This is a genomic window from uncultured Tateyamaria sp., from assembly GCF_947503465.1.
Classification (GTDB): domain Bacteria; phylum Pseudomonadota; class Alphaproteobacteria; order Rhodobacterales; family Rhodobacteraceae; genus Tateyamaria.
Window position 1 is genome coordinate 1759982 of record NZ_CANNDN010000001.1, and the last position, 25509, is coordinate 1785490.

18 protein-coding genes are annotated in these 25509 nt (G+C 63.6%); 7 read left to right on the forward strand and 11 right to left on the reverse strand.

Features of this window, described 5'->3' with window-relative positions; translation table 11 throughout:
- Positions 1 to 137 precede the first annotated feature (137 nt).
- Together Q0844_RS08905 and Q0844_RS08910 are read left to right on the forward strand one after the other, a co-directional pair.
- Positions 138 to 1340 (forward strand): ROK family transcriptional regulator, encoded by a 1203-nt coding sequence (locus tag Q0844_RS08905; protein ID WP_299044024.1) that lies wholly within the window; start codon positions 138 to 140, stop codon positions 1338 to 1340.
- Positions 1333 to 2862, forward strand: coding sequence for a CRTAC1 family protein (locus tag Q0844_RS08910; RefSeq protein WP_299044025.1), 1530 nt, complete (start codon positions 1333 to 1335; stop codon positions 2860 to 2862). Before Q0844_RS08905 ends, Q0844_RS08910 begins: the two co-directional genes overlap by 8 nt.
- Positions 2863 to 2925: 63 nt before the next feature.
- On the opposite strand, the gene Q0844_RS08915 is transcribed toward Q0844_RS08910, so the two are convergent.
- The 3 genes from Q0844_RS08915 to xylB are packed head-to-tail and all read right to left on the reverse strand — an operon-like array spanning position 2926 to position 6963.
- Complete coding sequence (locus tag Q0844_RS08915; protein ID WP_299044027.1) at positions 2926 to 4191, reverse strand: cytochrome c peroxidase; 1266 nt, start codon at positions 4189 to 4191, stop codon at positions 2926 to 2928.
- A gap of 19 nt (positions 4192 to 4210) precedes the next feature.
- Positions 4211 to 5518, reverse strand: a complete 1308-nt coding sequence (xylA, locus tag Q0844_RS08920) for a xylose isomerase (protein ID WP_299044029.1) — start codon at positions 5516 to 5518, stop codon at positions 4211 to 4213.
- Entirely contained in the window at positions 5515 to 6963 is a 1449-nt protein-coding gene (gene xylB, locus Q0844_RS08925) for a xylulokinase (RefSeq protein WP_299044030.1), read from the reverse strand. Before xylB ends, xylA begins: the two co-directional genes overlap by 4 nt.
- 207 nt (positions 6964 to 7170) lie before the next feature.
- Between xylB and rpe the strand changes: the two genes are divergently transcribed.
- Complete coding sequence (gene rpe / locus Q0844_RS08930) at positions 7171 to 7860, forward strand: ribulose-phosphate 3-epimerase (RefSeq protein ID WP_299044032.1); 690 nt, start codon at positions 7171 to 7173, stop codon at positions 7858 to 7860.
- Between the two features lie 51 nt (positions 7861 to 7911).
- Here rpe and Q0844_RS08935 read toward each other — a convergent pair whose 3' ends face one another.
- From Q0844_RS08935 to Q0844_RS08960, 6 genes are all read right to left on the reverse strand, one after another.
- Complete coding sequence (locus tag Q0844_RS08935) at positions 7912 to 9408, reverse strand: class I adenylate-forming enzyme family protein (protein ID WP_299044034.1); 1497 nt, start codon at positions 9406 to 9408, stop codon at positions 7912 to 7914.
- On the reverse strand, positions 9401 to 9823 hold the full coding sequence (locus tag Q0844_RS08940; RefSeq protein WP_299044036.1) for a PaaI family thioesterase: 423 nt from the start codon (positions 9821 to 9823) through the stop codon (positions 9401 to 9403). The genes Q0844_RS08935 and Q0844_RS08940 overlap by 8 nt, the downstream gene beginning before the upstream one ends.
- A complete protein-coding gene (locus Q0844_RS08945) occupies positions 9804 to 10874 on the reverse strand; it encodes an acyl-CoA dehydrogenase (RefSeq protein ID WP_299044038.1) in 1071 nt (356 codons plus the stop codon). The genes Q0844_RS08940 and Q0844_RS08945 overlap by 20 nt, the downstream gene beginning before the upstream one ends.
- Positions 10874 to 12073, reverse strand: coding sequence for an acyl-CoA dehydrogenase family protein (locus tag Q0844_RS08950; protein WP_299044039.1), 1200 nt, complete (start codon positions 12071 to 12073; stop codon positions 10874 to 10876). Before Q0844_RS08950 ends, Q0844_RS08945 begins: the two co-directional genes overlap by 1 nt.
- A 3-nt stretch (positions 12074 to 12076) precedes the next feature.
- Positions 12077 to 14167 carry a 3-hydroxyacyl-CoA dehydrogenase NAD-binding domain-containing protein gene (locus Q0844_RS08955; RefSeq protein WP_299044041.1) on the reverse strand — a complete coding sequence of 697 codons (2091 nt, stop codon included), beginning with the start codon at positions 14165 to 14167 and terminating at the stop codon, positions 12077 to 12079.
- Between the two features lie 187 nt (positions 14168 to 14354).
- Positions 14355 to 14852: a class I SAM-dependent methyltransferase gene (locus Q0844_RS08960; RefSeq protein WP_299044042.1), complete on the reverse strand. Its 498-nt coding sequence runs from the start codon at positions 14850 to 14852 to the stop codon at positions 14355 to 14357.
- Between the two features lie 142 nt (positions 14853 to 14994).
- Here Q0844_RS08960 and Q0844_RS08965 point away from each other — a divergent pair, with 142 nt between their 5' ends.
- Genes Q0844_RS08965 through Q0844_RS08980 form a run of 4 tightly spaced genes read left to right on the forward strand, consistent with a single transcriptional unit; the run spans position 14995 to position 20872 of the window.
- Positions 14995 to 16764 (forward strand): ABC transporter ATP-binding protein, encoded by a 1770-nt coding sequence (locus Q0844_RS08965; RefSeq protein WP_299044044.1) that lies wholly within the window; start codon positions 14995 to 14997, stop codon positions 16762 to 16764.
- A gap of 37 nt (positions 16765 to 16801) precedes the next feature.
- Positions 16802 to 18688, forward strand: coding sequence for an ABC transporter substrate-binding protein (locus Q0844_RS08970; RefSeq protein WP_299045263.1), 1887 nt, complete (start codon positions 16802 to 16804; stop codon positions 18686 to 18688).
- Positions 18685 to 19713 (forward strand): ABC transporter permease, encoded by a 1029-nt coding sequence (locus tag Q0844_RS08975; protein ID WP_299044046.1) that lies wholly within the window; start codon positions 18685 to 18687, stop codon positions 19711 to 19713. The genes Q0844_RS08970 and Q0844_RS08975 overlap by 4 nt, the downstream gene beginning before the upstream one ends.
- A 4-nt stretch (positions 19714 to 19717) precedes the next feature.
- Positions 19718 to 20872 (forward strand): ABC transporter permease, encoded by a 1155-nt coding sequence (locus tag Q0844_RS08980; RefSeq protein ID WP_299044047.1) that lies wholly within the window; start codon positions 19718 to 19720, stop codon positions 20870 to 20872.
- A 6-nt stretch (positions 20873 to 20878) separates the two neighbouring features.
- Here Q0844_RS08980 and Q0844_RS08985 read toward each other — a convergent pair whose 3' ends face one another.
- Positions 20879 to 22828 carry a DEAD/DEAH box helicase gene (locus Q0844_RS08985; RefSeq protein WP_299044049.1) on the reverse strand — a complete coding sequence of 650 codons (1950 nt, stop codon included), beginning with the start codon at positions 22826 to 22828 and terminating at the stop codon, positions 20879 to 20881.
- 79 nt (positions 22829 to 22907) lie between these two features.
- Positions 22908 to 25241 carry a mechanosensitive ion channel domain-containing protein gene (locus Q0844_RS08990; protein ID WP_299044050.1) on the reverse strand — a complete coding sequence of 778 codons (2334 nt, stop codon included), beginning with the start codon at positions 25239 to 25241 and terminating at the stop codon, positions 22908 to 22910.
- Between the last annotated feature and the right edge of the window lie 268 nt (positions 25242 to 25509).

Genomic DNA, 25509 nt, shown 5'->3' on the forward strand with positions numbered 1-25509 from the left:
TGCAGCGGGTGTCCCATTGTTAGCGACTTAAATTCGAAAAGCAAATTAAATTGGACAGCTTTCAAAAAAACCGCCATCATCACGATGTCGGGGCGCAGGTACTGCGGCGCGGCGGGAGGAAAAAAGAGAATAAAATCATGGCATTCGGTCACCAAAAGGTCGAAAGCAGGCGGCTGCTTCTGCGCGAGATTTCCCAACGCGGACCGGTTCCGCGCATCGATCTGGCAGAGCGGACTGGCATCAGCCGGGCCACGGTCACCTCGGTCACGGCGGACCTCCTGCGTGGCGGACTGATCGAAGAGGTGCCACGCGAATCACGCAGCGACGAATCGGCCCGGGGGCGCCCGAGGGTCGATTTGAAGGTGGCGGGCGACGCCCACCTGATTGCCGGGCTCAAGGTCTCGAACAGCTCGATCTCGCTGGTGCTGATGGATTTCGACGGCGTCGACGTGGCCGACCACGAAGCGGCAATACCCGCAGGGCGGCTGGCGCCCCAGGACCTGGCACTGCACATTCGTAACGGGCTGTCTGACCTGGCAAGCAAGGCGGGCCGGACGGTGGCCGACATTTCGGCTGCGGGCGTTGGTCTTGCGGGCGTCGTCGATGCCGATCACGGGCTGGTCTACTGGTCGCCATCGCTGGACCAGCGCAACGTGGCCTTCGGGGACGTGCTGCGCGACGCATTGGGGATCGAGGTCTATCTCGACAATGATGCAAACCTGGTGGCCATTGCCGAATTGACCTTCGGCATGGGCAAATCCCATTCCGATTTCATCGTGATCACAATTGAAAGCGGTGTCGGCATGGGCATGGTCCTGGGGGGGCAGCTCTATCGCGGCACCCGCGGGTGCGGGGCCGAATTCGGGCACACCAAAGTGCACCTGGACGGCGCATTGTGCCGCTGTGGCCAGCGCGGATGCCTCGAGGCCTACGTGGCCGACTATGCGCTTGTGCGCGAAGCATCAAGCGTCGGTGGCATGAACCTGACCACCCCGACGAACCAGGCGGTATCCGCGGTGCTGACCGCAGCCAAGGCAGGCGATCCGACGGCGCGCACCGTGGTGGACCGCGCGGGCAAGATGTTTGCCATGGGGCTCGCGAACCTCGTCAATATCTTTGACCCGGAACTGGTGATCCTTGCGGGCGAGCAGATGCAGTTCGACCACCTCTATGCCGACACCGTCATAGAGCAGATGCGCAAAAGTATCGTGGAAATCGACAAGCCTGCCCCGGAGGTGGTTGTGCACAAATGGGACAACCTGATGTGGGCGCGGGGGGGCGCGGCCCATGCGTTGGAATTTGTCCAGGACACTGCCGTGGAGGCACTGGAAGATGCGTGACGCACACAGATCATTCAAACTCCCCGACCTGGGGCGGGGCCTCGTCGCGCTGCTCCTCGGGATCGCGCACCCGGCCCTGGCGGGGACGCCGTCCTTCACACCCGTGGACGTGCCTCTGCACATCTATGATGGCGGATGGGAACATTTCGTGGGCGGCGGTCTGGCCGTGCTTGATTGCAACGGCGATGCCCGCCCCGATCTGGTGGCCGCGGGCGGCACCAATCCTCCGCTTCTGCTTCGGAACGTGTCCGAAGATACGGTGGCATTTGAACCGGTGGCCGATACCGGCTTGGATATACGGGGCACGACGGGGGCCTATCCGCTTGATATCGACAATGACGGGCATCTTGATCTGGTGATGCTGCGCGTTGGCCCCGATCAGATCCTGCGCGGACGCGGCGATTGCACGTTCGAGCCGTTGCCCTACCGCTTTGACAACCGGTGGAGCACGGCGTTTTCCGCCACCTGGGAGAGGGGCGCGTCCGCCCCCACCCTCGCCTTTGGTCACTATGTGGACCGCAGCGACCCCGATGGCCCGTTCGAGGCGTGTGACATCAACCATCTGTGGCGTCCCGACGGGCCGACCTATGCCGTCACCGAACTGGTGCCGGGGCATTGTGCCCTGTCATTGCTGTTCACCGATTGGGCGCGCAACGGGCGGGCTGACCTGCGCGTGTCCAATGACCGGCACTATTATGTGCGCGACGGAGAAGAGCAGATGTGGGCGATGGACCCTGTGCCACGGCTTTACACCGAAGCGGATGGATGGGCGCGGCACACGCTGTGGGGCATGGGTATCGCAACCCGCGATCTGGATCGCGACGGGCGGGACGAAGTGTACCTGTCTTCCATGGGCGACCAGCGGCTGATGAGGCAGATCGGCGATGGCCCCGGTTTTCAGGACGTCCCCTTCGACATGGGTACGGCGGCGCATCGGCCCTATCTGGGCGATGATGGCCGCCCGTCCACGGGCTGGCACATCGCCTTTGGCGACGTGAACAATGACGGGCGGGACGATGCCTTCATTGCCAAGGGCAATGTTCAGCAAATGCCCGGCAATGCGATGGAGGACCCGAACAACCTGTTGATCGCGCAGGCCGATGGCAGCTTTGCCGAGGCAGGTGACATCGCGGGCGTTGCGTCGCTGCATCGGGGGCGCGGGGCCGCGCTGGTGGACTTCAACGGCGATGGGTTGCTGGATCTGGCGGTCGTCAACCGGCGCGCCCCGTTGGAGATCTGGCAGAACGTGACCCGAACGGACGGAAACTGGCTGTCTGTTTCCCTGTCGCAGCCTGCCCCGAACACGCAGGCCGTGGGCGCGTGGATCGAGGTGGATGACGGGGGTGCCGTTCAGTCCCGCGAAGTGACCGTTGGGGGCGGGCATGCGGGCGGCGTTGCCGGGCCGCAGCACTTTGGGTTGGGCGCGGCGCAAACGGTGCGTCTGCGCGTGCGGTGGCCGCATGCGGCGTGGAGCGGTTGGCAAGATGTGGCAGCCGGTGCACCCGTTGTCTTGCGGCGGTAGGGGCGCTGCCCCTCGGCGCATGCGCGCCTCACCCCGTCGTATTTCTGGTCAGAAGAAGCGCACTCATTTGTCGATCGGCAGCCCGCTGGGCACCGCGGACGGAATGCCCAGCGCGCCGCGGATGCTTTGTGGATCGGTCAGCGCGTTGAGAAAGGCGAGAATGTCGTCCACCTCGTTCTCCGACAGCGCGGTCGGGGCCAGGTCGTTGGCAGCGGCGATGGCGTTCAGCTCGTCCTCATCGCTCAGCACCCGCATGTCGTCGGCCTGAAACCCGGGCATCACGGCCTGACCGATGTCGTAATTGCGCAAGCTGGCAACCGGATCAAGGTGGTGCTGCACCACGCCTTTCAGCGTGGCATAGGCCCCGCTGTGACCGTACGGCGCCGTCTGCGCGACATTGCGCAGGGGCGGCGTGCGAAACGCATAGGCGTCTTCTGGGTCTCCGGTGACCCGCATCCGCCCCGTGTCCTGTGCATGGCTTTCAAACCGGGCGGCCTTGCCCGGTCCGATCTGCGGCATGGCAATGGCATGAAAGCCGTGGTCGGTCTGGAACCGGCCCGAATGGCAATCGGCGCACCCCGCCTTGCCGTAAAACAGGTCCATACCGCGCATGGCCGCCGGATCCATTTCGGTTCCGTTGCGCAGATAAAGGTCAAACGGGCTGGCCACACCGCGCCATTCGAAATCGAGGAAGGCGGCCACCGCGTCGGAAATGTCCGTGAAATGGATGGGGTCGTCCCCGATCACGCTGTCAAACCGCGCGCGGTAGTCCGGGATTGCCGCGATCCGTCGCGACAGCAGGTCCCACGCGCCGCCGGTGCCGGTGATCAGCCCCTGCCGCACGGCCTGGGCAATCTCGTTTTCGCTGTAGTGCCCCGCCATTTCGTCCGCCGACAGCACCGGGAACATGGATTGCGCCGACAGGGCCGAGGCAAAGCCCGCCTCCATCTCCGCGCCCAGGGGCGTGCGGATGCCCGACGGGCGGCTTGCGTCCACCTCCAACCGGCCATCGTGGAAGAACACGGTGAATTCTGTCGCGCCCAGATTGAACAGCGGCGGCGCGTTGCGCGGAATGCGCTGTTCCGGCAGGTTCTCGGGATCGGCCACGCGGTCCGGCCCCAGGCCCGTCGCGCCATCGCCCAGACCCAGCGACACCCCGTCGCCTGTCGCGAACCTCGGATGGTGACAGGTCGCACAGCTAACCGTCTTCGACCCAGACAGGATCGGATCATAGAACAGCAACCGGCCCAATTCGACCTGCGCGCTGTTCACGTCTGGAAACACGGGCTCTTCGAACGGCAAATCGGCGGCCCACACCGGGGCCGCCATCACCGCCAAAACAAGCGCCTTACACAAAACGCGAAACATAGTTCTCCAAAATCTCCTGCCGGCCCGAATGGGGCTGCGGCGCGATCCCCTCGGCAATGACACGATCCGAAATCGTCGCAAGATCGCTCTTCAGCATGGCCTGCGCCTCGGCGGTCCCCCACCCGGCATAGCGGGCCGCCAAGGCGTCGTCCAATCCACCATCCTCGATCATCGCCGCCGCAGCTTTCAACCCCCGCGCACAGATGTCCATGGCGCCCACATGGGCGGCGATCAAATCCTCGGCATCCAACGACTGGCGGCGCAGCTTGGCGTCGAAATTCGTACCACCCAGGCCAAGCCCCCCGGCCTTCAGGATGTGGTAGTAACACAGCGCCACCTCGGGCACATTGTTGGGGAACTGGTCCGTGTCCCACCCCGACTGGTAGTCGTTGCGGTTCATGTCGATGGACCCCAGCATCCCTTCCGATGCGGCCACCGCAATCTCGTGCTCGAACGAATGTCCGGCCAGAATGGCATGGCCCTGCTCCAGGTTCAGCTTCACCTCGCCCTCAAGGCCATATTTGCGCAAAAATCCGACACAGGTCGCCGCATCGAAATCATACTGATGCTTGCTGGGCTCCTGCGGCTTCGGCTCGACAAGGATCTGGCCCTCAAACCCGATCTTGTGCTTGTACTCGACCACCATGGACAGGAACCGGCCCATATGGTCCAGCTCCCGGCCCATGTCGGTGTTCAGCAAGGTCTCGTACCCCTCGCGCCCGCCCCACAGGACATAGTTCTGGCCGCCCAGCTTCCGGGTCGCATCCATGCACCCTTTCACGGTGGCGGCAGCATAGGCAAAGACATCCGGGTCCGGGTTGGTTGACGCGCCCGCCATCCAGCGACGGTGGCTGAACATGTTGGCGGTCCCCCACAAACACCCCACCCCGGTCGCTTCCATCTTGGGCCCGAAGTAATCGGTGATCTCGTTCAGCCGATCCAGGCTTTCTGCAAACGTCGCCCCCTCCGGCCGGATATCCGCATCATGCCAACAAAAGAACGGCACACCCAACCGCTCGAACATCTCGAAGGCGACATCGGCCTTCATCTTGGCCCGCCCCATATCGTCCTGCGGATGCCAGGGGCGAATGAACGTCTGCCCGCCAAACGGATCACCCCCCTCCCAAGCAAGGGAATGCCAATAGGCGACGGCAAAGCGCAGATGATCCTCCATGCGCTTGCCCATCACCACCGCGTCGGAGTTGTAGTGGCGGAAGGCCATCGGGTTGGTGCTGTCCGGTCCCTCGAAGGTGGCGGGCGGGACGGCGTCAAAGAATCCAGTGGTCATGGCATGGCTTTCAGTTTGGAGTAAGCGCCTGCAAAGGCAGAATAGGCGTCGTCATAGGCGGCAATCAGGTCCGCCTGCGGGGTTATCACATCAACGACCGGGGGTTTTGTCATCACGGTGCCGGGGTCCGCGCCCGTGTCACCGCACATCGCGATGCGCGCAGCGCCCAGGGCGGCGCCAAAGGCACCCTCGTCCGGGCGTTCCAGCGGAATGTTCAGGGTCGTGGCCAGCATGCGCGTCCAGTACTCCGACCGGCTGCCACCCCCGATGGCAAGGGCCGATGACAGCTGCGCACCGGTGGCTTTCAGGGCCTCGAAACTGTCACGCAAGGCAAAGCTGACACCGGCCATGACAGCCCGGGTCAGGTCCTGCGGGCCCGTGGCGACATCCAGCCCCGTCAGCCCGCCCCGCACAGCGGCATCATTATGGGGCGTCCGTTCGCCCGACAGGTAGGGATAGAATTTCACATCCCCCGGCGCATGCAGCGTATCACCCAACGCAGCGGACAAATCGCCTGCGCCTTGCCCCGTGACCCGGCTCAACCAGTTCAGGCTGTCTGTCGCGGCCAACACCACACCCATCTGGTACCACCGCCCGGGCACGGCGTGGCAAAAGGTGTGAACAGCCGTTGCCGCATCCGGCGCATAGCGATCGCGCCCTGCCAGCACGACGCCCGACGTCCCGAGGGACACGAAACCATCGCCTTCGCCCAACGCGCCCACGCCGCACGCGGCCACCGCATTGTCCGCGCCCCCGGCCACCACCTTGCACCCCGCAGGCAGGCCCAGATCGGCACGGGCCGGCTGCACCTCGCCCACGACGTCGGTGCCCTCCAGAAGGTCCGGCATCTGGTCCCGGCGCAGTCCGCCCAGCGCCAAAAGGTCCTCCGACCAATCCCGCGCGCCCACATCCAGCCACGCAGTGCCCGCCGCATCCGACATCTCCGTGGCAAAGCGGCCTGTCAGCCACCACAACAGGTAATCCTTGGGCAACATGACCCGCGCCACCCGGGCAAAGATCTCGGGCTCATGCACTGCGACCCAGGCCAGTTTGGGCGCGGTAAATCCCGGGAACACGATATTGCCGCTGATGGCGCGCGCCACCGGGTCGGCATCCATGGCGGATGCCTCGGCATGGCTGCGCGTGTCATTCCACAGAATGCAGGGGCGCAGCACAGCGCCATCTGCGTCAACCATGACCGCCCCGTGCATGTGACCCGAAAAGGACAGGGCGCGCACAGCACCATACGCAGCCGGATGCCTGGCCCGCAGCGCGGCCAACGCGGTGCCTACGCCCCGCACCCAGTCGTCAGGGTCCTGCTCGCTCCAACCCGCGGCCGGGTTCGACACGTCATAGGTGGCATCGGCACCGCCGACCGCATGCCCGTCGCCATCGACCAGCAGCGCTTTCACACCCGACGTGCCCAGATCAAGTCCGAGATACATCGACATCCTCCCTGATCCCCACCCTTGCGCCCATTAATTCAATTGTCAAACTAATTATGATGTACGCCCCTCAGAAACCGCCCGGACCTCACGCGCGAAACGGCACATCTTCATTGTTCCTCAAATATGCCCGCCGGAGGCACCTGCCCTTTCCGCCATCCCGGACAGATAGTATAGGGGCCGGACACCAGACAAAGGACAGCGCCCATGCCCTTCGACCGCTCGATCAAGATCGCCCCCTCCATCCTCGCCGCTGACTTCGCCAATTTCGGCGCGGAATGCGCCGCTGCCTGCGACCAGGGCGCGGACTGGATCCATGTCGATGTCATGGACGGCCATTTCGTGCCGAACATAACCTTCGGTCCAGCCACCTGCGCGGCGATCCGCCCCCATATCAAGGGCGTGATGGATGTCCATCTGATGATCGCGCCCGTCGATCCCTATATCGATGCCTTTGCGGATGCAGGCGCTGACGTGCTCACCGCCCATGTCGAGGCCGGGCCCCACATCCACCGCACGCTGCAAGCCATCCGGGGCGCGGGCATGAAAGCGGGTGTGGCCCTCAACCCCGGCACCCCCGCCGCGGCGGTGGAAGAGGTGATGGACATGGTCGACCTGGTCTGCGTGATGACGGTGAACCCCGGCTTCGGCGGTCAGAAGTTCATCGATATGTCGAACAAGATCAAAGCGTTGCGCGCCATGATCGGCGACCGCCCTGTGCATGTCGAAATCGACGGCGGCGTGGACCCGACAACTGCGCCGATCGTGGCCAGGGCAGGCGCAGACGTGCTGGTCGCAGGCTCCGCCGTCTTCCGGGGCGGCTCCGTCAGCGATCCTGCCCCTTACGGTGACAACATCCGCAACATCCGCGCCGCAGCGGAGGGGGTCTGGACGTAACAGCGTTCCTGAACAGAAAGCGGACCGGGACACGCGCCGCGCGCCTGTGCGTCAGACCAACTGCTCCGCAAAGGTCTCGATCAGCTTGTGCTTGAGGATCTTGCCGGTTGGCGCCGCAGGCAAGTGCGAAGCCAACACGTAGCGCGCAGGCCGCTTGTACCCGGCCAGCCGTCCCTTGACGAAGTCGCGCAGGTCATTCTCCATCAATACGCTTCCGTCCGGAACCTGAACAAAGGCCAGCACCTCTTCGTCCCCCCCCACGGCGCGCCCGACCACAGCCGCCTGCACGACGTCCGGATGGTCGTTGAGCGCAGCCTCCACCTCGGGCGGGAATACGTTGAACCCCCCGTGAATGATCAACTCTTTTGCGCGCCCCAGAATGTGCAGCTTGCCAGCCTCATCAATCTGCCCGAGGTCCCCTGTGCGCAACCAGCCATCATCGCTCAGCACCTTCGCGGTCTCATCGGGATTTCGAAAATACCCTTTCATCACATGCGGTCCGCGGGTCAGGACTTCACCCCCCGGAACACGCTCATCAATGGCGATCTCGATCCCCGGCAACGCAGGTCCGACGGACGTGTCGGGGTCCCCAAGCACGTTCCGCGTCGCCGCAGTTCCTGCGGTGCTCTCGGTCATGCCATAGCCGTTCTGGATCGCGACGCCATAAAACGCCTCGGCCTCGCGTTTCCAAGTTGGGTCCAGTGGTGCAGCACCCGAGGACACGTAGCGAAGCGTTCTGGAACCGAGTGCTGTCTCGCCAAGCGCCTTGGCGTGGGCCATCAGAAGCGCGTGCATTTGCGGCACGGCGGAGAAGAGGGTGATGCCGTCGCGGAGCGCGTCGAAAACATCCGCCACGACAAAGCGCGGCACCAGACGCACGGGCGCACCGGCGTGGATGGCAGCGACGACGACCGAACACAACCCGAACACGTGCGTGGTGGGCAGCACGCCATAGATGAGGTCGTCGTGGGTCATGCCGCGCAACTCGGCGCTGGTCTTGCCGCCGAAGCGGACGTTGGCATGGGTGAGCATGACGCCCTTGGGATCGCCCGTGGTGCCGGTGGTATAAAGGAGGACGGCAACGTCGCTGTCCCTGGGGAAACTGTCCCCGCGGGGACAGTGTAGCGATATCTCTCCCCATATGCCGGATATGGTGCTGGCGTCTAAATCTGCGATTTTTTTCTGTGCGGTGATGCTGTGCTTTTTCGCGTCTGGCGAGATCTGTGTGGTGAAGAACACTGCCTTGGGCGCGGCATGGGCATCGACGCGGTCGATTTCGGCGGCGGTCTGGCGGGCATTCACCGGAACGGCGATGGCCCCCAAGGCCCATGTGGCAAAGAGGGCCGCGACCTTGGCGGCGCAATTCTCGGACACGATCATGACGCGGTCGCCTTGTTCGATGCCCTTGGTTTTCAGCACTTCGGCAATCTCGCCTGCGGCGGTGCTCAGGTCTGCATAGGTCAGGCGCGCGCCTGTGACATCTTCCAAGGCCAGCGCATCGGGCCGGGTTGCCACCTGATGGGCAAGGAGGTCATAGACGCTATCCACCCCGGACCCGCTTGTAGACGCCCGTGGACGTGGCAAGGACGGTGCCGCTTTCGTCCTCAAGCCGCCCTTCGGTAAAGATGGTGCTGCGTCCGCCGCCTGCGACCTCGCCCGTGGCGACCACCACTCCGCCACTGGCGGGGGCGAGGTAGTTGGTCGTCATTGTCAGGGTCGCCACCTTGCTGCTGCCATCGTCATTGCCGGTCCGCGCGGCGGCAAAGCCCATGGCGTTGTCGAGCATCGCGGACATGATGCCCCCATGCAGCCCGCCGTGGCGGTTGCCATGCTGCGCGCCGATGTCGAGCCAGCAGCGCGACACGCCGTCCGCTTCGCGGATGTCCACGACATAGCCCAGCAGCGTTTGCGCACCCGTCTCGTCGCGGATGATCCCCGGCCCTTCAGGCGGCAGAGAGGGCAATGAACCGCTCCAGGTGGTAGTCAGTGTCGCCGAACCGGTGGTCGGCCATGACGATGCGCTTGGCGATATGGGCCAGTTCGTATTCCTGCGTCATGGCGATGCCGCCATGCATCTGGATCGCTTCCTCGGCCACCAGACGGCCGATGCGACCAATCAGGTTTTTCGAGGCCGACAGATGCATGTCCGCGCGCGCGTCGTCGATATAGCCGGCGGCGTTGATCACGGCAGAGCGCGCCTGTTCCAGCTCGATCAACAGATCCGCCATGCGGTGGGCAAGCGCCTGGAAGGTGCCGATGGGCCGCCCGAATTGCTTGCGCGTCATCAGATAGTCCTTGGTGAGCGCGGTGGCGGTTTCCATGGCACCCAGCGCTTCGGCGCATTGTGCGATAAGGGCGAGGCGGTTGGCGGCCTCATAGTCGGTGAGCGTCAGGCCAAGCGGCTCGCCGGGCGTGTTGTCCAGCGTGACCTCGGCGGCGCGGCCCCCGGCAAGGAGGGGGTAGCCCTGGATGTCCAGACCTGTCGCATCCTTGTTCACGAGGTAAAGCGCGATTGTATCGCCGTCCTTGGCCGAAACGATCAGGTGATCGGCGGCTTCGGCGTTCATCACGACGGCCTTGCGGCCTGTGAGTGCGTTGTCATTCGCGGTGGTGTTCACGTGGTCGAGGTCATAGCGGCTGTCGGGTTCGCCGTGGGCGACGGCAAGGTGCAGCGCACCGCCAATCACCTGTTCGACGAGGTCCGTCTTGCCCGCCGCTGCGAGGAGGCGACCGCCGAAAAGTGCGCTGTCGAGGATGGGTTCGACGACGCCTGCCCGGCCCAGTTCCTCGAACACCACGGCGATGTCGAACCCTGCGCCGCCAAAGCCGCCCATGTCCTCGGTGAACAGCGCGCCGAGGACGCCGAGGTCCGCCAGTTCCACCCAGATGTCGGGCGAGAACCCGGTGTCCGAGGCGAGGATTTCGTTCCGCCGTGCGGTGCCGTACTGTTCCCGCAGGTAGCGCCGCAACGTGTCTTGCAGCATCTGCCGTTCTTCGGTGAGGTTGAAGTCCATCATGCGCCTCCGCTCATGGTCACTTTGGCGATGATGCCGCGTTGGATTTCGTTGGAGCCACCGAAGATCGAGAGCTTGCGATTGTTGAAGTATTGCCCTGCAACGGGCCCCGCGTCGAGCGGGTCGGGAATGCGGTCATTGGCCCCTTCCACCGCTTCGGAGGCGAAGGGCATGGCATAGGGGCCGACGGCGCGACGCGCCAGGTCGTTGATTTCCTGTCGGATAATGGACCCTTTGACCTTGAGCATGGACGCTTCCAGCCCCGGTGCCTCGCCCGCTGCAGCCTGCGAGATGATGCGCAGATTTGTGGTGGCCATGGCGTGCAGGTCAATTTCCACCTGTGCGACGCGCGCGGCAAAATGGGGGTTTTCGATCAGCGGTTTGCCGTTGTGATTGGCGGCCTTGGCGATGCGTTTGACCGTCTTGAGACCCGCCTGGGAGAACCCGACGCCGCCAAGGCCGGTGCGTTCGTGGGTGAGCAGGTACTTGGCATAGGTCCAGCCCTTGTTTTCCTCGCCCACGAGGTTGGAGGCGGGAACCCGCACATCCGTGAACCAGACCTCGTTCACCTCGTGACAGCCGTCGAGCAGGATGATGGGCCGCACCTCGACCCCGGGTGTGTCCATGTCGATGAGCAGGAAGCTGATCCCTTCCTGCTGTTTGGCATCCGGGTCCGTACGGACAAGGCAGAAGATCATGTTGGCGAATTGCCCCAGCGTCGTCCATGTCTTCTGGCCGTTGACGATATAGTGGTCGCCGTCCCGCACCGCCCTGGTTTTCAGCGAGGCGAGGTCGGAGCCTGCGCCGGGTTCGGAATAGCCCTGGCACCACCAGTCGGTGCCGTCGAGGATACGGGGCAGCCAGTGGTCTTGTTGCTCTTTCGATCCGAATTTTTGCAGGACGGGGCCGAGCATCGAGAGACCGAACGGCACGATGCGGGGGGCGTTGGCGTCGGCGGCTTCGGTGTCGTAGATATGTCGTTGGACCGCAGACCATTCGGCGCCGCCAAATGCCTTGGGCCAGTTCTGCGCCAGCCAGCCACGATTGTTCAGGATCGCGTGCCAGCGTTCCATGTCGTCCTTGGTCAGGTCCGTGTCCAGGCGGACCTTTTCGGCGATGTCTGCGGGCAGTTCGTCAGCCAGGAATTGCCGCACTTCGTTTTGGAAGGCGTGTTCGTCGGGGGAGTAGCTCAGGTCCATATCTCAGCCCTTTTTGTTCAGGTCATCGAAGGTTTTGTCCGCCGCCACCAGTTGTTCCAAGAGGGGCGCGGGGGCCCAGAAGTCGGGGTCTTCGGTGGCGTAGGATTTGATGTCGTTCAGCAGCGGTTCGAGGCCGACGATGTCCGCCCATTTGAGCGGGCCACCCCGGTAGCGCGGGAAGCCGTAGCCGAAGAGCAGTGTCATATCGACGTCGAGCGGGCGGCGCGCGATGCCTTCGCCGACGACCTTTGCGCTTTCGTTCACCATGGCGGCCATGTAGCGGCGCACGATTTCCTCGTGCGTGAAGGCGCGTGGCGTGATGCCCAGCCGTGCGCGGTCGGCTTCGATCATCGGCAACACGTCTGGGTTGGGCACGCGGGCCTTGTTGCCTGCGGCATAGTCGTAGTACCCCTTGCCCGTCTTCTGGCCGAAATGGCCCTGTTCGCAGAGCGTGTCGGCATAAGTTGCGTCGCGTTTGGGGGCGTGCCCCTCGGCGCGTTTGCGTTTGCGCACGGCCCAGCCGATGTCGAGCCCGGCAAGGTCGGCCACCGCGAAGGGGCCCATGGCAAAGCCGAATTCTTCGAGGGCCGCGTCGATGTCGTAGGGGGACGCGCCGTCGAGGATCATCTGGTCGGCGGCCTGCCGGTAGGTGGCAAGGATACGGTTGCCGATGAAGCCGTCGCAGACGCCCGCGCGGACGCTGATTTTCTTCAGCATCTTGCCCAGCGCAAAGCCGGTCGCCGTGACCTCGGGCGCGGTTTTGTCGCCGACCACCACCTCAAGCAGCTTCATGACGTGGGCGGGAGAGAAGAAGTGCAGGCCCAGCACATCGCCGGGGCGCGAGGTGGTCGCCGCGATGGCGTCGATGTCCAAGTAGGAGGTGTTGGAGGCAAGGATCGCGCCCGGCTTGCAGACGCGGTCAAGCTGGGCAAAGACCTGTTTCTTGACGTCCATGTCCTCGAACACGGCCTCGATCACCAGGTCAGCATCGCTCAGCCTGTCATAGTTGGTCACGACGACCAGCGTGTGGGTCAGGATCTGATCGTGCTGGGTGGGGGTGATCTTGCCGCGCTTGACGGCACCCGACAGGTTGCGTTCGATGCGGTCGCGGGCGGCTTGGCCGGCCTCGGCGCTCATTTCCAGCAGGGTGACCTCGAGCCCGGCGAGCAAGGCCGCCGTGGCAATCCCTGCCCCCATGGTGCCGCCGCCGATAACGCCGATATGCTGCACGGCGCGGGGTTTGACGTCCTTCAACTCGGGCAGGGTGCTGACGGCCCGTTCGGAAAAGAACGCGTGGATCATGCCCTGGCGCTGATCGGTCTGCATGAGGTCGTAGAATATCTGGCGCTCGGCTTTCAGCCCCTCGGCAAAGGGTTTTTCGACCGATGCCTGCACCGCACGCACACACCAGGCAGGGGAAATCTGGCCGCGCCCCCTGGCCAGGATCGCCTCAAACGCGGCATCCCAATCGATGGCGGCGGGTGGCGCCATCTCGGACACGGGGCGGCGCGACGCGCCCTGATCCAGCAGCTTCTGCGTGTAGGCCAGGCCGTTGTGCACCTGGTCGCCATCCCTGACGACATCAATGATGCCCAGATCATGTGCCTTGCCCGCACCGATGTGGCGGCCCGTGGTCATCACATCCAGCGCCGCCTCGACCCCCGTCAGACGTGGCAGACGCTGTGTGCCTCCGGCCCCCGGGATCAGCCCAAGATGCACTTCGGGCAGGCCCACCTTGGCGGAGGGCACGGCAATTCGGTAATGACAGCCCAACGCCACCTCAAGCCCGCCGCCCAGCGACACACCGTGCATCGACGCCACCACCAGCAGCGGCGACGCCTCGATCCGGTTGATCAGGTCGGGCAGATGCGGCTCGAGCGGCGGCTTGCCAAATTCGGTGATGTCGGCGCCTGCAAAGAAGGCGCGCCCGTCGCCCACGATCAGGACAGCGCGGACGCCGTCGTTGGCCTCGGCCTGGTCCATGCGGTCCCACAGGCCCTGGCGCACGGCATGGCTCAACGCATTCACAGGCGGATTTTGAACGGTCAGAACGGCGATATCGCCCTCGCGTGAATAGGCAATCTTGTCGCTCATGGTCCCTCCGCCCGTGCATGACATCCGCGCAGGCTCCTCCACCTGGCGCAGGGTTCAGCCTAGGCGTGCACAGAAAAAGGGCAAGCACTTCGACATGCGCCGCAACGTCACTTGGGCGCTGATCCGCTCTTCATCTTGCCGAATAAACTCTCCCCGAAGGGTCGATTTCAGCCAGGCCGGTCGCCGGTCAAACGTCGCGGCGATAGATGAAGCAGCGCCCATGCACCGCACCGTCGGGCAGAGCCTGTTCGACCAGGTGGTCGAAATACATCTTGTCCGAAGACACCATCAGACCGCCCACCGCCAACAGCGGTTCGATCACGGGCGATACGTTTTGCGCAAAGATATCGTTCTTTTTCCGGTTGTGGCCGCCCAGATCGGCATGGATCAGAACAGCCGTAGGGCCAAAACGCCGCTGCGCCTCGGGCAGCGTGTCAAAAACATCGCCCAGCAGAACCCTGTCGTCCGGCGGCGTGCTGTCGGGATGCGAGGCAACGGCCCGTTCAAACACGTAAATGTCACGTTCAGGCATGATATGACACATATGATGATATGTCCGCCCGTTGCCCAAGCCCAGTTCAAAGACCGGTCCCGGCATATCCGCGATCAGCGCAGCCGCGTGATCCAGGCACGCACGCTGGGACACCATGCGGTCGACAAACAGGTCAAGGCGGCTTTGTTGCATGATCGTTTCCTTTGTTTTTACCCTAGATGGGGCAAAACGTGATGGAACGACAGCACATTTCCGCGACTTTCCCGTGTATGGACGTGACAAAGGAAATCGGGTTGAGTGGTATCAGCCTGTGCGCGCTAACAAAGGACCTTGAATGGCCCCGCTTCTGGACGTGAAAGACCTGTCGATCGGGTTTGGCAAAGCCCCGCCTGTTGTGGCGGGTGTCAATTTTTCCGTCGACAGTGGTGAAACGCTGGCCCTTGTCGGCGAAAGCGGGTCAGGCAAGACGCTGACCTGCCGGTCGGTTCTGCGCATCCTGCCCAAGACGGCGCAGCTGCGTCAGGGCGAGGTCATCTTTGGCACCGGTGCGTCGCGCAAGGATTTGCTGACCCTGCCGCATCGCCAGATCCGCGACATTCGGGGGGACCGGATTTCGATGATCTTTCAGGAGCCGATGCGATCCCTGTCGCCGTTGCACCGCATCGGCAATCAGGTGTCCGAAGTTCTGACCCTGCACCGGGACATGACCGCCGCCGAAGCCAAGCGCGACGTGCTTGCCACGTTCGAGCGTGTCGGTTTTGCCGATCCCGAGCGTGCCTTTCGCGCCTACCCGTTCGAGATGTCGGGCGGCATGCGCCAGCGCGCCATGATCGCGATGGCGATGGTGGCCAAGCCCGATCTGCTGATCGCCGATGAACCGACGACGGCGCTGGATGTGACCACGCAGGCGCAGGTGCTGGGCCTGATGAAGGACCTGCAACGCGACACCGGCATGGCAATGATCCTTGTCACCCATGATCTGGGTGTTGTTGCCAACATGGCCGACAGTGTCGTGGTGATGAACAAGGGCCACGTCATGGAAAGCGGACCTGCCCCTGCCGTTCTGGGAGAGCCCGGCCACGGCTATACCCAAAAGCTGTTTGCCGCCGCCCCGATGATTCCCAAGGACCCGAAACCGGTCGATCCGATACCGCAGGAGGATCTGATCCTGGAACTGAACGGCGTGTCCAAGACCTATACCGTGCGCGCCGGTGGCTGGCGGGCCAAGAAACAGGTGCATGCCTGTGTTGACGTCACCCTGAAACTGCCCCGTGGCAAGACATTGGCCGTGGTCGGTGAAAGCGGGTCGGGCAAGACGACCTGCGCGCGCATTGCGTTGGGGGCCGAGGTTCCCGACGCCGGGTCCGAGGTGCTGTTTCGTGCCGACCCGAGGGCCGATCCCGTCTGCATCAACCAGTTGAGCCGCGCCCAGAAGGTCGCCTTTCAGCGGCAGGCCCAGATGGTGTTTCAGGACCCCTATTCGTCGCTGTCCCCGCGCATGCGCGTGCAGGAGGCGTTGACCGAGCCGATGGAAATTCACCGTATCGGCAGCAAGATGGCGCGCCGCGACAAGGCCGCCGAGATGTTGCGATGGGTCGGCCTTGATCCCGATATGCTCAAGCGGTATCCGCACGCCTTTTCCGGCGGTCAGCGCCAGCGTCTGTCCATTGCCCGCGCCCTGACACTGGACCCGGTTCTGCTGGTCTGTGACGAGCCGACATCCGCCCTGGATGTGTCGGTGCAAGAGCAGATCCTGTCCCTGCTGGAGCGCATTCGCGACGGGATGGGGTTGAGTTACCTGTTCATCAGCCACGATCTGGCCGTCGTTGCCCGGATCGCGGATGAGGTGGCGGTGATGCGGCAGGGTGTGGTGGTCGAACAGGCCCCCCCGCAGACCTTGTTTTACAATCCGCGCCACCCATATACCAAGGCCCTGATCGCGGCCCAACCGGAACCGGATGTGCGCCGCCCCATTGATCTGGCCCAGGTGGCCCAGGGTGCGGGATCCTCCGGTTCCTGGCCGGACATGTTTCGCTTCGAGGGCGTGGATGCCCCCGACCTCATTCAGATCGAACCCGGACACAAGGTGCGCTGCCATGTCTAGAGTGACCCGATTGACTGCCCTGTTCGTGGCGGGGCTGATGGCCCTGCCCGTTTTTGCCCAACCCATTGTTCAGGAAAGTGAATTCTGGGCCCCGGAGGTGAAGAAGGGCCAGATGGACGCGGCGGTTGACCGTATCCCCGATACACCGCTGGTTGTCGATCTTGAGGCCAAGGGCCGCCAGTTCGGCACCCAGGGCGGCACATTGCGCACCATGGTCACGCGCACCAAGGACGTGCGCCAGATGGTCGTGTACGGCTACGCCCGGCTGGTGGGCTATGACCATGAGTACGAGTTGCAACCCGACATCCTGCGCGATGTGGAGGTGGAGGCGGGCCGCATCTTTACCCTGCATCTGCGCCCCGGGCACCGCTGGTCCGATGGCGCGCCCTTTACCTCGGCCGATTTTCAGTACTGGTGGGATCATGTGGCCCAGAACGCGGAACTGAGCCCGAATGGCCCGCCCGAGGTCATGCGCATGGGGGACGACATCGCCACCATGACCTTTCCCGACGACGTGACCGTTGTTGTCGAATTTCCCCGCGCGAACCCGAATTTCCTGCAATCGCTGGCCCAGGCCAGCCCGCCCTTCATCTATCGCCCGGCGCATTACCTCAAGCAGTTCCATGTCGACTTCAACACCATGGAGCAGATGGAAGAGATGATCGACGCCAAGCGCGTGCGCGGCTGGGCCCCGTTGCACAACAAGCTTGATAACATGTACAAGTTCGACAACCACGAACTGCCCACCTTGCAACCGTGGAAGCCCGCCTCGACCGGGGCGGCGATGCGGCATCTGTTCGTGCGCAACCCCTATTTCCATCGCATCGACGCGCGCGGCACGCACCTGCCCTATATCGACGTGGTCGAGATGGACATCGTGGGTTCGGGCCTGGTCGCGGCCAAGGCGAATGCGGGCGAAAGCGACCTGCAGGCCCGCGGCCTTGATTTCCGCGACACATCCATCCTGAAAAAGGGCGAGGCCGATGGTGCGCCTTACCGCACCTACCTGTGGTCCAACGGGGCCGCCAGCCAGATCGCCATCTATCCCAACCTCAACTTTGCCGATCCGGTCTGGCGCGAGGTCATGCGCGACGCCCGCTTCCGCCGCGCCCTGTCGCTGGGCATCGACCGGCGCATGATCAACCGGGCCCTCTATTTCGGGCTGGGCAAGGAAGGCGGCATGACCGCCCTGGCCAAGAGCCCGCTGTTTGACCCCGCAAATCTGACGCAGTGGGCCATTTACGATCCCGATACCGCGAACCTGATGCTGGACCAGATGGGCCTGGACAGGCGCGATGCCTCGGGCACACGCCTGCTGCCGGATGGCCGCCCGATGGAATTCGTGATCGAGACTGCGGGCGAACGGCAAGAGGTCGAGAACGCGCTTGCCATCATCACCGATACGTGGCGGGACATCGGCATCAAGCTGATCATGCGGCCGCTGGATCGTGACATCCTGCGCAACCGCGTTTTTTCCGGGGTGACCATGGCCTCGGTCTGGTACGGCTGGGACAACGGCATTCCCGGCCCCAACACGCCGCCCACCTATCTGGCCCCGACGGACCAGGTGTTCTTTGCCTGGCCGAAATGGGGACAGCATTACCAGACCCACGGATCGGCGGGAGAACCCATCGACATGCCCGAGGCCGAGCGCCTGATGGAGCTGAGCAAGGCCTGGCAACGCACCGATGACCGGCAGGAGCGTACCGCCATCTGGCGTGAAATGCTTGAGATTCACGCCGACAACCAGTTCGGCATCGGCATCCTGAGCGAGGCACCGCAGCCCGTCGTCGTGTCGGACCGCCTGCGCAACGTGCCGGAACAGGGCAAGTGGGCCTGGGACCCCGGCGCGCATTTCGGCGTGCACCGGGTCGACGAATTCTTCTTCTCGGATGACGAACAGATCGCGCAGGTGCGCGAATGATGTTCATCCGCTATGCAGCCTACCGGCTGCTGACGATGATCCTGACCTTGATCGTGGTGTCGATGCTGATCTTCATCATCATCAACCTGCCGCCGGGTGACTACCTGTCGAACCAGATTGCAGAACTGCGCGCCACCGGTCAGGCCGAAGGCGTCGCCAAGGCCGAGTTCCTGCGGACCGAATACGCCCTCGACCGACCCTTGTGGCAGCAATACCTGATCTGGGTCGGCGTTGCCCCCGGCCCGCAGGGGTTTTCCGGCCTGTTGCAGGGCGATTTCGGATGGTCCTTTGAATTTGACGCCCCTGTTGCCGATATTGTGGGCGACGCGCTGTGGCTGACGGTTCTGGTGAACCTGGCGGCGGTCCTGTTTGTCTACATGGTCGCCCTGCCCCTTGGCGTGCTGGCCGCGGCCCGGTCGGCCACATGGGTTGACTACACCACGGCCTTTATCGGCTATCTGGGCCTTGCAACGCCCAACTTCCTTTTGGCGTTGATGCTGTTCTACTACGGCCACAAGTATCTGGGCCTGCCCATCGGCGGGCTGATGGCGCCCGAGTTCGAGGGGGAGCCCATGAGCCTTGCCAAGGTGCAAAGTGTTCTGGTCCACCTGATCGTGCCGACCTTTGTCATCGGCACATCCGGTGCGGCCGCCATGATGCAGCGCCTGCGCGCCAACATGCTGGACGAATTGTCAAAACCCTACGTCGAGACGGGTATGGCCAAGGGATTGGCCCCTTCGCGGCTGCTGACCAAGTATCCGCTGCGCATGGCGTTCAACCCGTTTGTGGCCGATATCGGCAACCTGCTGCCCGCCATGGTGTCGGGGTCGGTCCTGGTGTCGGTGGTGCTGGGCTTGCAAACCATCGGGCCTGCGCTTTTGACGGCGCTCAAGTCGCAGGATCAGTTCCTGGCCGCCTTCGTTCTGATGTTCGTGGCGCTGCTGACGCTGATCGGCACGATGGTCTCGGACCTCTTGCTGGTCCTGCTGGATCCGCGCATCCGCTACGGCGCACGGGAAGGATAAGACCATGAGCACCCTGCCCGACGGCCGCTATATCGATGACGCGCCCTATGACCCGAATGTGGACCTGTCCGCGCCCGAGCGGTCGGACATGGATGCGCCCAACTGGATTCTGGTCTGGCGCAAGTTCCGCAAGCACAGGCTGGGCCTGATCTCGGGCATCTTCCTGCTGTTGGCGTATATGGCGATCCCATTCGCCGGGTTCATCTCGCCCTATACGCCCAATGAACGCAGCGCCGATCATCTGTACCACCCGCCCCAGGCCATCAAGTTCTGGCACGAGGGCGATTTCATCGGTCCGTTTGTCTATCCGACAACCGGGCAGGCCGATCTGGAGAACTTTCAGTGGGTGTACGAAACCGACACCTCCCGCCCGATGCCGTTGCAGTTCTTTTGTGAGCGGACGGAATACAAGCTGTTCTTTCTGATCCCTGCCGACCGCCACCTGTTCTGCGCGCCCGAAGGGGCGACGGTGTTCATCTTTGGGTCGGACCGCCTGGGGCGTGACGTGTTTTCACGCATTTCCTATGGCGCGCAACTGTCGCTGACCGTGGGCCTGATCGGCATCACCGTGTCGTTTGTTCTTGGTATCGGGTTTGGCGCCATTGCCGGTTACTTTGGCGGTTGGGTTGACTGGGTGGTCAACCGCGCCATCGAAATCCTGCGGTCGTTGCCGGAACTGCCCCTTTGGCTGGCGCTGTCCGCTGCGGTGCCATCGAATTGGGGGCCGGTGTCCGTCTTTTTCATCATCTCCATCATCCTCGGCCTTCTGGATTGGCCGGGCCTGGCGCGGGCGGTCCGAAGTAAGTTCCTCTCGTTGAGAGAGGAGGAATATGTGCGCGCGGCAGAGATGATGGGGGCAAGACCGTCCCGCGTGATCCGGCGGCATTTGTTGCCGAATTTCATGTCACACCTGATTGCCTCGGCCACATTGTCGATCCCCGCGATGATCCTGGGCGAGACGGCGCTGTCGTTCCTGGGCCTGGGCCTGCGGGCGCCTGCGGTGTCCTGGGGCGTGATGCTGAACGACGCGCAGAACCTGGCATCCATCGAGATCTATCCGTGGACTGCCATCCCGATGCTGCCGATCATCATCGTGGTGCTGGCGTTCAACTTTCTGGGCGATGGCCTGCGCGATAGTCTGGATCCCTACACGTCCTGAACCGGTTTACGCTTTGCGTCGGGGTGGCTGACCGCCACCCTGCGCCGCGGCGCGCCGGGCCTTGTTCTTCTTGCTGCTGAACTTGCCGGCCTTCGGGGCACCACTGGTCGGCTTGCCCTTGCCGCTGGCCTTGTGGCGCGGCTTTTTCGGTGTCGTCACACTGCCGTCCTTGATCGCCTTTTCGAGGGTGGAGGGCGCCTTGGCGTGTCGCGGTTTGCCCTTGGGCGCGTCACCCGGTTTGGGTTTGCGCGGGCGGGGCGCGGGGTCATCGTTCCAATCGACGGGCTTGGTGTCACCCCTTGGTTTCGCGGGGCGCATGTCGTCCCGGACCCGTTTGCCCGAAGGTTTCGGGGCAAAGCGTGGTTTCGGCTGGCTTGCCGCCGCGGGCACGTGATCGAGCCGGGTCACCGTTGCGCCACCCTCGACCTGCATCCCCGCGCCCAGCGCGCGCACGAAGCCATCGGCGCTGTCGGCCTTCAGCTCCACAAAGGAGGTGTCGCCGGTGATGCGGATCGCGCCGATATCGTCCTTGGTGATGTCACCCGCATTGCACAGGATGGGCAGAAGACGCCGCACCTCGACCCCCTGATCGCGCCCGCCCGTGACCGAGAACCAGACACTGGGCCCGAAGGGCGCGCGCGCCTTGGGGGCCGTGTCGCCCGTCACCGGCGACAGGTGCTCTGGCGCTGAATGGCGCAGACCGTGGATGCGCAGCAGGGCGGCGGCAAGCTGGTCCGCCGAGAATTGCGCGGAGAGCTTTGCGACCATGTCCGCCTCGCCCTCGGTCACCGGATCGGTCCAGATCGGATCGCTCAATAACCGCACTTCGTCCTGCGCGCGCACGGCATCGGCCGACGGTGCGTCGATCCATTCGGCTTCCAGTTTCGCGCCCTTGAGGATGCGCAGCGCCTTGGACCGCACCTTGGCCGTGACGATCAGGGCGCTGGTGCCCTTGCGCCCCGCGCGGCCTGTCCGGCCCGAACGGTGCAACAGCGTTTCGTGGTTCGAAGGCAGTTCGGCATGTACCACCAGATCGAGGTTCGGCAGGTCGATCCCGCGTGCTGCCACGTCGGTTGCCACGCAGACCCGCGCGCGCCCGTCGCGCATGGCCTGCAGCGCATTGGTGCGTTCGGACTGGGTCAACTCGCCCGACAGGGCCACAACCGGAAATCCACGGTTCGAAAGCCGCGTGGTGACGCGGTTGACCATGGCGCGCGTATTGCAGAACACGATGGCATTGGGGGCCTCGTGAAAGCGCAGGATGTTGATGATCGCGTTTTCGGCGTCGTGATTGGCCACCGTCATCGCCTGATAGGTAATATCGGCATGCTGGCTTTCGCCCGTGGTGGTCGTGATGCGCACGGCGTCACGCTGGTAGGTTTTGGCCAGCCGTGCGATCTGCGCGGGCACGGTGGCCGAGAACATCAACGTGCGGCGGCTGTCGGGGCATTCGCCCAGTATGAACTCCAGGTCCTCGCGAAAGCCGAGGTCCAGCATCTCGTCCGCCTCGTCGAGAACCACGCCACGGATGGCGGTCAGATCGATGGATCCGCGCATGATATGGTCGCGCAAGCGGCCCGGCGTGGCCACGACGATATGGGCACCGCGGGCCAGCGCGCGGCGTTCATCGCGCATGTCCATCCCGCCGACGCAGGATGCCATGACCACACCCGTCTCGGCGTAGAGCCAGCCAAGTTCGCGCTTGACCTGCATTGCCAGTTCGCGCGTCGGCGCGATGATCAGGGCCAGGGGCGCATCCGCCAGCTCAAACAGCGGCTCGTCGCCCAGCAAGGTGGGGCCGAGGGCCAGACCGAAACCAACGGTCTTGCCCGATCCGGTCTGGGCCGACACCAGCAGGTCCGCGCCGGCAAGGTCGGGGTCGGTCACGGCAGTCTGCACGGGCGTCAGGTCGGTATAGCCGCGCGCGGTCAGCGCGGCCTGAAGGGGAGCGATCACGGGATGTGTCCTGTCATTGGGGCGGTGCGGTCACCAAGCCTGCGCGCCTATGCTCTTTCGCGACGGGTGTCGAGAGGCATTATCGGTCGTCCGCGAAGTCCGCCGCGTCTTCCAGCATGTCTTCCTCCAGCGAGGCCTGCGCCGCCGCGGTGATCGCCTTGCGGTCCTCATCCGTCAAATCCTGGGCTTTCTGACCGTCTGCAAGGCGCACCGTCACCTCGCGGTGAGCGAATTTGATGCCCTCGCGTTCAAAGAGCGCGCGTATCTCCTCGTAGACCTTCTTGCGCACCAGCCACTGATCCCCCGGCTTGGTCATGAACTTGACCCGGATGATCATGGCGCTGTCCTGCATTTCGATCACGCCCTGCGACTTCAGGGGCTGGATGAAGTTTTCACCGATGACGGGATCATCCAGCAGGTCCACACCCAAGGTCTTGATCAGTTTGCGCACCTTTTCCACATCCGTGTCGTAGGTCACGCGCAGGGGCAGCTTCATGATGACCCAGTCGCGGGAATAGTTGGTCAGCACCTGGATCTCGCCGAAGGGGATCGTGTGCAGCGCGCCCAGGTGGTGGCGCAGCTGAAAGCTGCGGACGCTGATGTTTTCCACCGTCCCCTTCACGCCGCCCACATCGATGTATTCACCCTTGCGGAACGCATCATCGAACAGGAAGAAGGCCCCGGAAAAGATGTCGCGCACCAGCGATTGCGAGCCAAAGCCAACGGCCACACCTACGATGCCCGCACCGGCAAAGAGCGGTCCCACATTGATCCCCAATTGCATCAGCATGATCAGAAGCATCGTCACCACGATGACAATCAGGACAAAATTACGAAAGAGCGGCAGCAGCGTCGCAAGGCGCGAGGCCGAGGACCCACCACCTTCATCACCCAGTTCGACCTCTTGCATGTCGCCCTGTTCTTCGCGGATCTTGTCGTCGATCCAGATCCGGAACGTGTTGTAGATGATGTATCCGATGAACAGGATCACGATGATGTCGAGCAGACGATCGGTCCAGCTTTCGCCCATCACCGGGGTTTGCGGGCTCCAGATCGTGACAAATGCATAGATCCCCGCGACAAAGGCAAGGATGCCCGCAACCCGTTGCGCCAGACCTTCGAATGTTGTGATCCGTGGACCGGAATGGACCTGCGGGGGCTCCGGGTCGGGGTCCAGTTCGGCATCGACCACCACGTTGTGCTCGCGCACCAGGCGCGCGCGGGCAAAGCTGCGTTCGATGAAGAAATTGATCACGCCGTAGACAACGATGATTGTGGTCAGAATGCCCCACGCGGCGGCCAGCAGCGGCACACCCAACGGATCGCCAATGACCAGGTGGTAGGTCTGTTCGCCCCACGCAAACAGGAAGTACAGCACCGCCAGAGGCGCCCAGACCCGCGCCAGGCTGCGCAGCACCCAGGTCGCGTCGGCGGCGGATTTGCCATTCAGGATCGCACCGGTGATCGCGCGACCGTTCACCGTGACCAGAACGATGTTGAGGAACATCACGAACAGGCTGAGCAGCGAAAAGAGGAACACATAGACTTCGTTGTTCAGGCCCAGCTCTTCGATCCAGACGCCAAACAGGATGGCAAAGAAGCTGAACGCCGCCACACCCGACAGCCACAGATGCAACCGCCGCGCATCCCGGTCATTCAGCAGCGGGATGCGATATTGCGGCAGGTATGGTGACAGGATCATCCGCCACACCCCGGCCACGACACGTGCCAGGAAATAGCCGATATTGATCAGCGTGACGGTGAATTGCATGGCGGAGTCTTCGAGCGGGCCGAAGATGAGAAAACCCAGCACATAGGCCACCGCCATCGACACCAGCGTGCCCACCACCCCAAGAACAAAGCGAAACACCAAAAAGGGCATCTTTTCGACATAGCCTTCCGGGTTCTGCTGAATGCGGGCCACCACAAATCGCTTGGCGATCCGCTTGCCGAAGATCTGGGATTCAAACACCATCCCGGCCGCAAACAGTGCCAGACTGATGAACAAGGCCTGCACATAGGCAAAGATCGTGCCGTCGGGGCTGGTGGCCCGCAGGATGTAGATCACCTCGTTAAAGGCCGTGGGCAGGTTCAAGAGTCGGTCCACCAGCGCCGTGCGGAACGCCACCGCATCGTCCTGAATGGCCATCAGCGTTGTTCCACTGCCGGGCTCTGATTGCGGTGCAGACGATGACCCGGCTTGTGTGATCACCCGGCCATCGCTGTCGATCACAATGACACTGACACCGTTTTGCGCAGCGGATTCCACCGCCTGGGACAGGTCGTTTTCACTGGTGGTCGCCCCGCCGCCGGGCAGCAGGCTGCCCAATCCCTGGGCGTGCACCGCCCCTGGCAGACAAAGCGCACAGCAGAGGAAAAGCGCCGCCAGACGGTGAAATAGGGAATGTGTCATAATGCGAAACCGCAGCACTGTCAGAGTCAGATGACGCTACGCCACCCGGCCCGGCATGACAATTGTAACCACCTGGAATTGAATGCGCGCGATCAACGGCTTTCGCGTGCCTTTTACAAACTGCCCGAATTTTGCGATAGCGGTAACACGTGCCATGGGTTTTGCACGGAAACGCGGCTCTTGTGAGGTTGGGTCGTGCAAACTCTGTGCTATACGGCTTTGAGGGATTCTGAGCGCGCCAGGGGTGGTACTGTCCGCAAGGGCAGGG